Annotated in this window: 13 protein-coding genes; 2 read left to right on the top strand and 11 right to left on the bottom strand. The window is 46.5% G+C overall.

Features of this window, described 5'->3' with window-relative positions; genetic code table 11:
• Positions 1-18: 18 nt before the first annotated feature.
• From ACMXYS_RS05580 to ttcA, 6 genes are all read right to left on the bottom strand, one after another.
• Positions 19-228 carry a hypothetical protein gene (locus ACMXYS_RS05580; RefSeq protein WP_415897875.1) on the bottom strand — a complete coding sequence of 70 codons (210 nt, stop codon included), beginning with the start codon at positions 226-228 and terminating at the stop codon, positions 19-21.
• A 54-nt stretch (positions 229-282) separates the two neighbouring features.
• Complete coding sequence (locus tag ACMXYS_RS05575) at positions 283-1287, bottom strand: diguanylate cyclase (RefSeq protein WP_415897874.1); 1005 nt, start codon at positions 1285-1287, stop codon at positions 283-285.
• 218 nt (positions 1288-1505) lie between these two features.
• Entirely contained in the window at positions 1506-2285 is a 780-nt protein-coding gene (locus ACMXYS_RS05570; RefSeq protein WP_415897873.1) for a class II glutamine amidotransferase, read from the bottom strand.
• Between the two features lie 9 nt (positions 2286-2294).
• Complete coding sequence (locus ACMXYS_RS05565; RefSeq protein WP_415897872.1) at positions 2295-3470, bottom strand: MFS transporter; 1176 nt, start codon at positions 3468-3470, stop codon at positions 2295-2297.
• Positions 3467-4453, bottom strand: a complete 987-nt coding sequence (locus tag ACMXYS_RS05560) for a GlxA family transcriptional regulator (protein WP_415897871.1) — start codon at positions 4451-4453, stop codon at positions 3467-3469. Before ACMXYS_RS05560 ends, ACMXYS_RS05565 begins: the two co-directional genes overlap by 4 nt.
• Before the next feature lie 125 nt (positions 4454-4578).
• Positions 4579-5454, bottom strand: coding sequence for a tRNA 2-thiocytidine(32) synthetase TtcA (ttcA, locus tag ACMXYS_RS05555; protein ID WP_415898231.1), 876 nt, complete (start codon positions 5452-5454; stop codon positions 4579-4581).
• Between the two features lie 226 nt (positions 5455-5680).
• Here ttcA and ACMXYS_RS05550 point away from each other — a divergent pair, with 226 nt between their 5' ends.
• Positions 5681-6151 (top strand): DUF302 domain-containing protein, encoded by a 471-nt coding sequence (locus ACMXYS_RS05550; protein WP_415897870.1) that lies wholly within the window; start codon positions 5681-5683, stop codon positions 6149-6151.
• A gap of 13 nt (positions 6152-6164) precedes the next feature.
• Here ACMXYS_RS05550 and ACMXYS_RS05545 read toward each other — a convergent pair whose 3' ends face one another.
• The 3 genes from ACMXYS_RS05545 to recQ are packed head-to-tail and all read right to left on the bottom strand — an operon-like array spanning position 6165 to position 9531.
• On the bottom strand, positions 6165-6965 hold the full coding sequence (locus ACMXYS_RS05545; protein WP_415897869.1) for a hypothetical protein: 801 nt from the start codon (positions 6963-6965) through the stop codon (positions 6165-6167).
• Positions 6966-6988: 23 nt separating this feature from the next.
• Entirely contained in the window at positions 6989-7408 is a 420-nt protein-coding gene (locus ACMXYS_RS05540; protein ID WP_415897868.1) for a YqaA family protein, read from the bottom strand.
• Positions 7405-9531: a DNA helicase RecQ gene (gene recQ, locus ACMXYS_RS05535; protein WP_415897867.1), complete on the bottom strand. Its 2127-nt coding sequence runs from the start codon at positions 9529-9531 to the stop codon at positions 7405-7407. Before recQ ends, ACMXYS_RS05540 begins: the two co-directional genes overlap by 4 nt.
• A gap of 127 nt (positions 9532-9658) precedes the next feature.
• Between recQ and ACMXYS_RS05530 the strand changes: the two genes are divergently transcribed.
• On the top strand, positions 9659-10243 hold the full coding sequence (locus ACMXYS_RS05530) for a YecA family protein (RefSeq protein ID WP_415881720.1): 585 nt from the start codon (positions 9659-9661) through the stop codon (positions 10241-10243).
• Positions 10244-10312: 69 nt separating this feature from the next.
• Here the strand turns inward: ACMXYS_RS05530 and ACMXYS_RS05525 are convergent, their stop codons facing one another.
• Together ACMXYS_RS05525 and ACMXYS_RS05520 are read right to left on the bottom strand one after the other, a co-directional pair.
• Entirely contained in the window at positions 10313-10831 is a 519-nt protein-coding gene (locus ACMXYS_RS05525; RefSeq protein ID WP_415897866.1) for an RNA methyltransferase, read from the bottom strand.
• A gap of 124 nt (positions 10832-10955) precedes the next feature.
• Positions 10956-12065, bottom strand: a complete 1110-nt coding sequence (locus ACMXYS_RS05520; protein WP_415897865.1) for an adenosylhomocysteinase — start codon at positions 12063-12065, stop codon at positions 10956-10958.
• Between the last annotated feature and the right edge of the window lie 40 nt (positions 12066-12105).

Here is a 12105-nt window from a genome sequence, read left to right as displayed (position 1 = left end):
AAGGTAGTAGAACAGCCATCAGCCGCTGCTTTGAGGGTTATCTTCTTCAGCTGGTGCGGGCAAACTTGCAAAGCCTTCTTCCTCGGACCAATAGTCTCGGCCCTGCTCTACTCGAACAACCCCTTTAAAGCGTTGTTTCAAATAGTCGACCGCTTCTGGCAAGGTGTCCAAATCACACAAAATTACGCCACCACGATCATTATCTGTAGAAAAAAGAAAACTCTTCATACTGCCTCCAAGTTACGGAGGCAGATGATTACATAGAGAAGCGGTTGTGAAAAGCTAAACTGTGACAATACAGTTTTTACCCTGCTCTTTTGCTTTATAAAGCGCATTATCTGCACGCTGCATCAAGCTCTGTACACTATCACCCACGGTATAAGCGGTAACGCCCGTACTAACGCTACAACGAATGGTTTCACCATCCGGTAAGATAAACTGATAGTTCTGTAAACTTTCACGCACCCTTTCTGCCACCGTTTCGGCGCCATCGACATCGGTTGATGGCAACAAGATGGCAAATTCTTCTCCACCATAGCGATACCCGCTATCAAGCGTACGTAAGGAAGAACGCACCAAAGCGCCAAAGGTTTCGAGCACCTTATCACCCATCAAGTGACCATGGGAGTCATTGAGCTTTTTAAAATCATCCAGATCGAAAAAGCACAAGGTAAACCCGTGATGGTAACGGCGGGCAGTTTCTAACGCGTTTTCCATCTGATCATAAAAATGTCGTGAGTTATGAAGACCGGTCAAACTATCGGTAATACTCAACTCTTTGTATATACGCTCTCGTTCTAGCAACTCAAACTCAGCTTTCTTTCGTCCACTGATGTTTTGGAAAGTTTCAATAGCGCCGATGAGCTCGCCATCTGAATCGACAATACTGGAGGCGGTAAACTGCAACCACTCACCATCAGCACCGCAGTCTGGAAAAAAATCTTCAGCCTCAAACGCACCTTCGATCAATTCAGAACGCTGACACTTATTCATATAATAATGCTTAACATCCTCATCTCTGCCGCCTTCAAGGATCAAGTCAGCTAGACAAGGACGCGCTGAGGAATAAAACGGTCGCCACTGATCCTTGGTACCAATCATTTCCTCTCTACTAAGACCACTAATGGCTTCAAGAGCAGAGTTCCAATAAATAATCCTGTGGTCTTTATCAAGCACAAAGGTTGGCAGGACAATGCGATCAAACACTTGAATTAACATCGATTGATCTGTCATATCAACGATTGCCATGGGCGGGATACCTGCTTGCGGAACTACGTTTTCCTTCATAAATGTTACTGCGCCTAACCATCTCACTAAAACAAACAGTCAAAGGTATGACCAATATTTCAATTGGTAATACCACTACTCTATATCCTTAAGTAACTTAAATATAGTCAACTATTCGATTTTATGAAGGAATATTAAAAAACAAATTAAAACAAGAAGCTGGATCAACAATGGAAGCGGTTGTTGGAAAAAGTTTGCAATTTAGATTTGGGAATGAGTTACTCAATTCTTTCCCAAAAACTTACAGGTTCACACTGTTCAAATAGCTGCCCTTGCTTGAAACATAAGGTGTTCCCCGGATTTATAGGAATAGCTTCGTCGCCCAATAAAGACTGAGAAGCGACAATAACACCGGTCACAAGATCATCTGAAGAAAGCTCTAGATCTACCCTATAATTCAAACAAAGCTCTCTAAATGAAAAGCTCTGATAAGCCAAAGGTTCAAGATCAGTTTCGTTACCAGAATAGGCAAAAAGAAACTCGCCGTCCCAATGAATAAAGTGGTGACCGCTTAACCGGTTTAAGCGTCCGGCATAATCAGCCATTAAGGCTAATTTCATCTCAGCATCGGGTCGCCCCTCGCTCCAGAGCTTGCGCATCCGCTCCTGCAACAAGCTAAATGCTCGCTCTTGAGGACTACAACTCAGTGGCCACTGATCCCCCACAGGAAATCGATCACCATCTTCAATGCCGGGTAACTCCCCTACTTGGGAAAATAAACAGGGCAAACCACGCTGCGCTCGTGAATAAGGTTGTATCTCTACGGCCTCAAGGGGTAATTCAGGATAAAACGCTGCAGACCATACCTCAGTTTCTTCGGGGTTTTCTGCAAGATAATCTGCAAGCCCCAACGCCCTGTTATTATCCATAGCAGTAAATCGCTGTAAGTTAGATTCACATACAGTAGTGATGCCTAAAGCCTGTATTTCAGGGAGATTTGTCAATCTCACTTTAACTGGCGATGAGGTCACGATAGATAAAAATTGTGGCGACTTCATATTCCTTCCTTAGGTAGCAGCCACTGGTTCAGAATGAGAGCGGCCTATAAAGAAAATAACCGCTACTGCCCAAAGGATCAAAGGTAAAACAATCCAATTCATCGCCTGCCACCCTAATACGGCTTCCATCCAACCGGCAGACATTGCGGAAACTGTCACCATACTAAACACTAAAAACTCATTCGCTGCTTGAGATTTAGCTTTCTCGGCAGGTCTATAAGTTGTGGTAACCAGTTGAGTTGCGCCGATAAACATAAAGTTCCAGCCAATCCCTAAACACACCAATGCCGTCCAAAAATGCCATTCAGATACACCCATCAAGTTAATGCCAATGCAGGCCAACATAAATACAGCACCAGCATACATAACAGGATTAAGGCCGAATCGTGCGATCAAACTGCCGGTAAAGAACGACGGTACAAACATACCTAACACGTGCCACTCGATAACATGAGCGGCTTGAGCAAAGGTAAAGCCACAACGGGCCATTGCTAATGGCGTTGCTGTCATCAGCAGGTTCATCACCACATAACCCACCATCGCCACAACAACGGCAACGATAAAGGTGGGTTGCCTAACAATCGTCAACAACGGACGTGCCGTTGCAGTATCCTCAGTGGCAACCTCTTTTGGAATATGAGTAAAAAAAAGCAAACACAGTGCAATAACGTAAAGGCCTAATAATCCAACAAAAGCGCCAGCGAACTCAGCTTCCCCTAAGAGATCCTGACTGTAGATAGCCAACTGCGGCCCTATAACGGCAGCCACAACACCACCGGCCATGACTAAGGAGATAGCTTTACTTTTCGACTGACCATCGCACACCTCAACCGCCGCAAAACGGTACAAGGTACCAAAGCCAATGCCTATCCCCAAAAGGAATGTACCAAACGAGAAGAGATAAAACTGCTCCCCTTGCAGGGCAAGAATACACAATGCCGCACCCAAGATGCCGATCGAATTCCCTAAGTAGAATCCATTTTTTCGGCCTATACGGCGCATAATCAGAGAGGCAGGGATCGTCGCTAGCATCAAACCAATAAACTGGGTCGCCACCGGAAAGGTCGTCATTGAAGGACTTGCAGCTAGGTTCTGACCAATCAGAGCCACCACCGAGACTAAAAGTATATTTCCGGTGGTTAATAAGGCTTGGCAACCGGAGAGCAAGAAAACATTCAGATTCATGAATTAATATCCTTTGATGCTTGATCACAAGTCACAGAACCAAAACGATCCCGATACTCACTTGGGTTAATACCTAAACGACGAATAAACACTCTACGAAGATTGTCAGCGGATACTAGTCCACTCTGTTCCGCTACTCGTTGTAGATTCAATGCGCCGCTTTCTAATAACTGCCGAGCCAAACTTAAGCGGCTGTTTTCGATATAAGTGGCAGGCGATTGTGCAACCTCACTTTTAAACAGACGAAACAGATGCCGCTCACTGACCCAGCAATGCTCGGCCAATATGGCGAGATTAAGCTCTGCATTTAGATGCTGTTCGATATAAGCAACTGCCTTAGCAACAGGCCCTGTGGTTTTTAATTGAGCTTCTAGCTGAGTGCTAAATTGCGCCTGACCACCGGGGCGTTTCATAAACACCACCAGCTCTCGTGCAACCGCCATCGCAATCTCATGACCTAAGTCCTCCTCAACTAGGGCCAAAGCCAGATCAATGCCAGAAGTCACACCCGCCGAGGTATACAGATCGCCCTGTTTAATCCAGATCGCATCGGAGTTAACACGTGTATCAGGGAACTCTTCGGCTAACAAATCACAACACTGCCAGTGAGATACGGCTTCTTTATCCGCCAACAAACCGGCTTCTGCCAAGAGGAAAGCACCACTGCAGACCGAGCCAATTCGTCGAACAGTCTTAGCCTGCTCCTGTATCCAGTTAATCAGCTCCTGATTTTGCCGCTGTAGATCGACTCCACGTCCACCGGCAAACAGCAACGTATCTATATCCGTAGCATCGAAATAGCACTGATCAGGAACCAAGCGCATCCCCGAATTGGTCACTATAGGCTCTTGAGATAACCCAAGGATTTTAATCTGATAGAAATCTTGCCCTAATGCCCGATTAGCCGATGCAAATACCTGCAATGGCCCGGTGACATCGAGAATTTGGCAATCAGCATAGCCAAGAACGGCAATAGTTTTCACGTAATACTCCCACGGCTCTTAAACCTAAGTTTTTAACCTGTGATAGCAGTATTACGCGAAACCCAAATGTCATCAATGACACATATCCGACAATTTCGGACATGCATCATTAAGCAATGGAAAGATTAGAGAGATAGAACGTCGATCTTCTGAGGATTAAACGTCTGCACCGCTTCTTCTGTCGGCGCGTTATCCGGACGCATAGAAGTATCACTGTTTGGATCAATACCGTGAGGGAAACCGTGCTTTAAGCCTTTAAAGTCAAACAGTTCAGTATCAGCCAAGTGTGAAGGCACAACGTGCTGTAAAGATCGGAACATGGTTTCGATACGACCAGGGAAGTTTTTATCCCAAGTTTGCAGCATCTCTTTGATCACCTGACGTTGCAGGTTTTCCTGAGAACCACACAAGTTACAAGGGATGATTGGGAAACCACGTAGCTCAGCAAAGGCAGCGATATCTTTTTCGCGCGCATAAGCTAACGGACGGATAACCATGTTCTTACCATCATCCGAAACCAGTTTTGGTGGCATAGATTTAAGCTTGCCGCCGTAGAACATGTTTAGGAACAAGGTCTCAAGAATATCATCACGGTGATGGCCTAGTGCGATTTTGTTAGCGCCGATCTCTTCAGCGAAACCGTACAGAGAACCACGACGTAAACGCGAGCATAGTGCACAGGTCGTTTTACCTTCAGGCACCACCTCTTTAACAACGGAGTACGTGTCACGCTCTAAGATATGGAAAGGTACACCGATCGATTCCAAATAAGCAGGCAAAACATGCTCAGGGAAGCCCGGCTGTTTCTGGTCCAGATTCACCGCCACCAGCTCAAAATTGATTGGGGCACTGCGCTGCAGATTCATCAGGATATCCAGCATCGCGTAAGAATCTTTACCGCCAGACAGGCAGACCATAACCTTGTCGCCATCTTCGATCATATTGAAGTCTTCAATCGCGCGACCCATCTCACGGCGCAGACGCTTCTGCAGCTTGTTCATACGGGTTTTCTGCTTCTTCTGCTCTGCAGCAGCTTCGGCGTCAGTTAGTTGAGGATCTTCAATTGATGAGGTGTTGCTAGTAGTCATGGTCTTCAGCTCTATTTCGGAGCGCAGATTATACACTAGATGATCTTAAGAAGTCCTACACCTTCACGCTTGCTCGGCTAAGATGCGGTGATACACTAAACTGAACGTTCATCGGTAAATGGATTCTTTGGAGCAAGTAATGCTTAAGCTGATCAAAAGACTGGTTTTCTCGGCAACTCTGCTAGCAAGCAGCACTGTTTTTGCTAACCCGATTCTATCTTTTGAGATGGAGGGGGATTTTGATAATAACCACACAGAGATCAGCCAAGCTCTAGAAGAGAGCCGTTTTTATGTCATCTTCGAGCCCAATATCGGCCGCTCTTTGACTCACTATAAAGACCGCTGGGGTGCTGAGTACAACAAACACGGTTATGAAGAGATCCGCAGCTTAGTCTTCTGTAATCCTTGGTACGCTAACCATGTGATTAACAAAGATCCTGATATGGGCGCGCTCTGCCCTCTTTCTATCACTCTGCAACACAAAAACGATATCACCTATATCAAGTTCCTACGCCCAAGCCAGATCAATCCAGAAAGCCCAGCTCAGGACCTTCTGATTGAACTTGAAGAGGATATCGTTAAAGCATTGAAGTCGGTTATCGAGCAATAAACATTAATAACGATCAAGGCTGAACCCAGTTGATCTCTTGAGCAGTTTTTTCGCCAACTAAAACCTGCTCAAGATTCTCCGGCATCTCTGCTGTGGTTGATGTCCTTGGAATTCGGCCACCCATCACCTCCGCATAAGCTTGCGGCAATAACGGCTCTAATTCAGGATCTGCATAACCATCGGGCCAGATCGGCTGGTTATTGCTGAGATCGTATTTATCGGTCGCCCCTAAGGTGTGCAGTACCTCATGTATGGTCACAAAGTTATTCTGTGCTTGATAATCGACGCTGGCAAAACCATTCACCACACCGATCATCCCTTTCTGCAAACCTAAGGAATGTTCCAGTACTTGATGAGTCTTAGGCGAATGCAGCTTCAAATAGACTTTGATATCAGGCGTTGAGCCAGTCCAACTATCGTTTTGCCAAGCCCAATAACGCAGATTTAAACTCCATAAGACACTATCTAACATGCTCGGGTTGTGTGGCGGTTTTGGAGGGTGTTCGATCAAAGGAGGAGCAAGATAAACTTCGAGCGGTGTTTCTAGGGGGAGATCGTAATGACGCGCTTCTCGCGCCATAAAATGCTCGATATCGTCGAAATGGCCTTCTAATAAGGCATCAACATAGAGTTGAGTATCAGCGCCTTGATCGGCATTAATCGGATAGATCACCACCCAAAGTGGCCGATCCCAATCGGTAGAGCGTAGCTGTGATAGCCAAGCATTCATCGCCACCACGATCAACGCCAGAATCAGAATAATTAACCGTAGCCAACCCCATGTACTTCGTTGCGATTTAGCCACTAATCCCACGAACGGCCCCTCCCATTAATCCCTTAAATCAAGCCCACAATAATCAAATATCGGATCGCTTTTCCCAAAGTGATCATCAGTACACTAAGCCAAAAATTGGTTTTTAACCAGCCAGCAACCAAACAAAGCGGATCGCCGATTAGCGGAACCCAAGACATTAACAAAGCCACAGGGCCATATTGAGTGAGCCATCGTTGCGCTTGCTGTTGTCTAGGTGATGATAGTGCGCGTAAAGGATAGTAATGGGCAATTCCCCAGCCCATTAAGAAAGTCACAATACCGCCCAAGGCATTGCCCGATGTCACTGCAGCCCAAAGGCTCCACGGATTATGAACATCTTGGGATAACTGCCAAGCCAGAAGAACTTCGGAACCGCCGGGTAACAAGGTAGCCGATATAAAACCGCTGATGAATAAAGCTGAGAGACTCAGATCTTCGCTCACGCGGATTCCAGCCCAGCCTTAATACAACGAAGAATCCCAACTTCATAGACGCCAGCCAACGCTTCGCTCACAGGCTTTAACGCTTGGCCAAACTCCTGCTGACACTCCAGCATCACCTGCTCGATATGACTGAACTCTTTCTCAGGAAGATCGACCACATCCTTAACCGCCAACTCGCCTTTCTGGATCGCTTGGGCTAAGTGGCCATATATCGCATTAACCGATAGATGCTGTTGCCTAGAGACTTGATCAACCGTCATGCCACTGCGATACAGCACAACCGATTCCATCGCTTGAGTCGCGACATTATCGGCTTTGTGCTGATCCTCGAACTCTTCAATCGCCTGAATAAAGTCAGCACCGTAAAGGTCCAGTTTGCGTTCGCCCACACCGTTCAAGCGTTTGAACTGATCTGAGGTTTGCGGGCGATACATCACCATTTCCATCAGCGTTGCATCGTGGAAGATCACATAAGGCGGTACATCCTGCTCATCAGACAAGCGTTTACGCACCGCTTTAAGCTCATTCCATAGCGCATAATCTTCAGCTTCCAGCTGGCTCTGCGGTACTTGGTTTTTACGGTAAGGTGTATGCTGACGCTGGTCTTTACGCAGTTGGATTTTGGTTTCGCCGCGTAAAAGCGGACGGCACTTATCGGTTAGGTGCAAAACACCATGCTGATCGACATTCACACCCAACAATCCACGAGCCACCAGCTGACGGAAAACAGAGCGCCACTGGTTCTTATCCAGTTCTTTGCCTATGCCCCAAGTAGAAAGCTTTTCATGGGCGAAGTTTTTGGTTTTCTCATTCGATTTCCCCATCAGGATATCGACCACATGATTCACACCAAAACTCTGCCCAGAACGGTAAACCGCCGATAAGGCTTTACGTGCCGCTTCAGTGCCATCCCAAACAGGAACAGGCTCTAAACAGGTATCGCAATTGCCACAAGGCTGATGATCTTTCTCACCAAAGTAACTTAAAAGCACCTGACGACGGCAGCTCGTGATCTCACACAATCCAAGCATCGCTTCTAGCTTCTGGCGCTCAACTACCTTCTGCTCTGCTGGCGCTTGCGAGCCTTCCAACATCTGACGCAGGAACATCACATCCTGCAAGCCATAAACCATCCAAGCATCGGCAGGTAATCCATCACGGCCCGCACGACCAGTTTCCTGATAATACGCTTCAATGCTTTTTGGCAGATCCAAGTGAGCCACATAGCGCACGTTCGGCTTATCAATTCCCATACCAAAGGCAACGGTCGCCACCATGATGATATTTTCTTCAGTCAAAAAGCGATGCTGATTATGACTTCGAAGGTCTGCCGCGAGTCCCGCATGATAAGGCAGCGCATTAAAGCCCTGTTCGCATAACCAAGCGGCAGTATCTTCTACCCGCTTGCGAGAAAGGCAGTAAACAATACCGGAGTCTTTTGGGTGTTCATCTTTGAGGAACTTTAACAGCTGCTTTTTAGCGCTGTCTTTCTGCCCGATGCGATAACGAATATTTGGGCGGTCAAAACCTTGGATAAACTCTGCAGGATTGGTCAGCGCTAATCGTTCAACAATCTCTTGCTGAGTGCGCTCATCCGCAGTTGCCGTTAACGCAATACGCGGCACACCAACGAATAACTGAGCCAACTGACTTAGCTGCAAATATTCTGGTCTAAAATCATGCCCCCACTGTGATACACAGTGCGCTTCATCGATAGCAAAGAGTGCAATTGGGCAGGACTGAAGCAGAGAGAGCGTGCGCGGCTGAAGTAGTCGTTCCGGCGCAATATAGAGTAGATCAAAGCCACCGGATCTTAACTGATGCTCGGTTTCATTGATCAAAGAGAAATCCATGCTCGAATTCAAGCACCCTGCACGAATACCCCATTGCGACAGCGCAGTGACCTGATCTTGCATCAACGCGATCAGCGGCGAGATAACAATAGCCGTGCCCTGCCTCATCAACGCAGGTAGCTGATAACAGAGTGATTTACCACCACCTGTAGGCACAACCACCAAGGCATCTTGGCCATTTACCAGGGTATCTATAACTTCGGCTTGGGGCTCTCGGAACTGATCGTAACCGAAAACCTCTTTGAGGATCTGTAACGCGCTTGAATTCATGGCTGGATTATCCAGAAAGCGCGTGCCTTTGTCACTGACAACCGTATTGAATTGAGCAGTTAAAAAATACTGCTAAATCTGACCAAGCAAGTTAAAATCAGCGGCATAACCTTTTAGGAATATATTCATGACTCTCACTTCAGCGAATGCACTTACCGATTCAGAACTGGATCTACTGGACGACTTCCTTTATTCCGATGCTGTTTCAGAAGATTGCCTTGATCTTATCGGCGTTCACGGCTTGTTTAGCGCGCTAAATATCAGCCCTACTCCTCTTGATGAATCCACGTGGATGGAACTGGTTTTTGATCAGACGCCAAACTGGGAATCAGAAGCGCAAGAAGCTGAGATCATGGGCCTACTAAAACGCCTATACAGCACGATTGGCGGTCAGCTATACAGCGACGGTGAAATCGAACTACCGTGCGAACTGTCTCTAGACGCTGAAGAAGATGAAGATATCTCACCTCTAGCGTGGTGGTCACAAGCCTTTATGGAAGGTGTGTTCACTCAGGAAGAGGAATGGTTCGGTAGCAAGAAGCAGGAAGAAGTAGCTGAGATGCTACTACCAGTAATGGTTGCATCTGAACTGTTTGAAGAAGATGACATCAACAAGATTCGTGAAGATGAGAAACTATGTGCAGAGATGTGCGCGCAGATTCCGGAACTTCTGATCGATCTGTACCTATACTTCCACGCACCAGATAAGTAAGTTCGCTTACTTAAGCTAGCCTAGTTCACGAACTAGGCTAGTTATCTCGCCTTTCAATACAGCCTGTCGTTAAACCTTAAGCTGATTATTGCGATCACGCGATCTGCGGATCAACTCATCTCCAGACGCTTTCGGGCCTAACTTAGCAATACGATCATAAAGCACAACATTCACCGTTGCGGCTAAGTTCATGCAACCAACAGTCGGAATGTAGATCACATCTTCACACCAAGCCACGACCTCTTTATCGATCGAGCGATCTTCAGGGCCAAAGATATAATAAGCATTTTCTGGGTGCTCGTAGTCGATCAAGGAAGTCGCACCTTCCACCAGCTCAATCGCAACCGGTCTAGCACCTTTTGGAATCGACGCTTTAAAGCATTCAATATGATCTAGCGGGATACGCTCCAGCATATTGCGGGTATCTGTCTGCAGTCGCTTATTTTGTTCCTGCGCTTTGTTAAAACGATTACCCGTGTAGGTAACAGATTGCACGTTGTAGCAACCCGCGGCACGCATGATCGCCCCAACATTCTCAGGGCTTTTGGGATCAGTTAAACCTATATGGGCTTGATGACTATCAGACATATTTATACTGCTTTCTTAATAGTGCGCTAAAAAGCAGGGATTCTATAGTATTTCGGCCAGTGAGAACACGTAAAACAAGGCTCGGAAGCACAACCGAGCACCTGTTTTTCTACTACTTTTCAGGTTAACCAAAGTGCGCAAGCCAACGCTCAGCCAGATCTCGCCTTTCCGGCGTAGGTAACTGATCCAATCCGGCTGGCAAAGATTGGCTACGAATATAGTTAATCGCCTTAATCACCTCTCCTTGTACAAGGTAGATATAAGGGCCAACCTCAGCGTTATGGATAAAGTTAATCGCATTACCCCGATTGCCCAAGTAAAAGTACTGGCCCAAACGCTCGTACCGCGCAATATGCTGGGTTTCCTGACTCACCGAGAAATTGGTATCAGCACGGCTGAGCTCCAACTCATCATCAGAGGAAGTTACCGAAAAGATAAATGCGCCGTTTTTGATGCGGTTAAAATCATGATTATTCAGCGATTGATTGCCCGTCGCGCAAAAGATCACATCACTACTCTGCAAGGCATCCTCTTTATTGATCAGATCAAAACCACGCGATCTCGCCTCGATCGCACGAATCGGATCGATCTCAACCACCTTGGTATTAATATTCTTTTCATGCAGCGCCTTAGCAATGGAGCGGCCGATCTTGCCATAACCAAACACCACCGCATTACCACCATTCATAATTTGGTGGCATTCACGCATCAAAGCCTCAGCGGAATACACAATCGATTGGCCGGTCAGATAATCTTCGGGACTTTTTAGTGGGCTACGGGCAACCGATAATACCGGTACCGGCAGTTGCTCATGCTCAAGATAACGTTGTAAGCCATTTTCAGTGACCTCTACCACGCCCAGCAGATTGGCTTTTAATCGATCAGGCAATTGCGACAACGCCGAGGCAAAATAGCCACCAATATCGACTAAGATCATATCCCCTTCTGGGATATATTCATTCAAAATTGCTGATATGACCTCGACGGAACTGATCTGAGAGCGCTTTTTAATCACCACCTGAAACCGTTGTTCTACCTGTTCTAGTGTTGAGCGGCTTATACTTTTTGGCTTTGGTAACACCATTTTTACACAGCAAAATTGCTCCAACGCATCCAAAAAAACTGGTGGAGTATCAAGTAGATGGGTGACAACAACCAGTTTTAGTGTGTCATCTTGGGCTGGACAGATATCCTCAAAAAAATGCCGAGCTTTCATAAATAAAGGGGTCATCATTCTCTCCTAAGTATGTTGATCCCTCTGTGTAAATTATCGG

This window comes from Neptuniibacter sp. QD57_21 (genome assembly GCF_047778075.1).
Taxonomy (GTDB): domain Bacteria; phylum Pseudomonadota; class Gammaproteobacteria; order Pseudomonadales; family Balneatricaceae; genus Neptuniibacter.
The sequence above is the reverse complement of the archived record's forward strand: the minus strand, read 5'-3'. Positions and strand labels throughout refer to the sequence as shown.

Excerpts from the sequence above, each read along its gene's own strand:
- ACMXYS_RS05565 (WP_415897872.1), bottom strand. The coding sequence starts at position 3,470 with ATGAATCTGAATGTTTTCTTGCTCTCCGGTTGCCAAGCCTTATTAACC.
- ACMXYS_RS05580 (WP_415897875.1), bottom strand. The coding sequence starts at position 228 with ATGAAGAGTTTTCTTTTTTCTACAGATAATGATCGTGGTGGCGTAATT.
- ACMXYS_RS05550 (WP_415897870.1), top strand. The coding sequence starts at position 5,681 with ATGCTTAAGCTGATCAAAAGACTGGTTTTCTCGGCAACTCTGCTAGCA.
- recQ (WP_415897867.1), bottom strand. The coding sequence starts at position 9,531 with ATGAATTCAAGCGCGTTACAGATCCTCAAAGAGGTTTTCGGTTACGAT.
- ACMXYS_RS05570 (WP_415897873.1), bottom strand. The coding sequence starts at position 2,285 with ATGAAGTCGCCACAATTTTTATCTATCGTGACCTCATCGCCAGTTAAA.
- ACMXYS_RS05525 (WP_415897866.1), bottom strand. The coding sequence starts at position 10,831 with ATGTCTGATAGTCATCAAGCCCATATAGGTTTAACTGATCCCAAAAGC.
- ACMXYS_RS05530 (WP_415881720.1), top strand. The coding sequence starts at position 9,659 with ATGACTCTCACTTCAGCGAATGCACTTACCGATTCAGAACTGGATCTA.
- ACMXYS_RS05575 (WP_415897874.1), bottom strand. The coding sequence starts at position 1,287 with ATGAAGGAAAACGTAGTTCCGCAAGCAGGTATCCCGCCCATGGCAATC.
- ttcA (WP_415898231.1), bottom strand. The coding sequence starts at position 5,454 with ATGAACAAGCTGCAGAAGCGTCTGCGCCGTGAGATGGGTCGCGCGATT.
- ACMXYS_RS05520 (WP_415897865.1), bottom strand. The coding sequence starts at position 12,065 with ATGATGACCCCTTTATTTATGAAAGCTCGGCATTTTTTTGAGGATATC.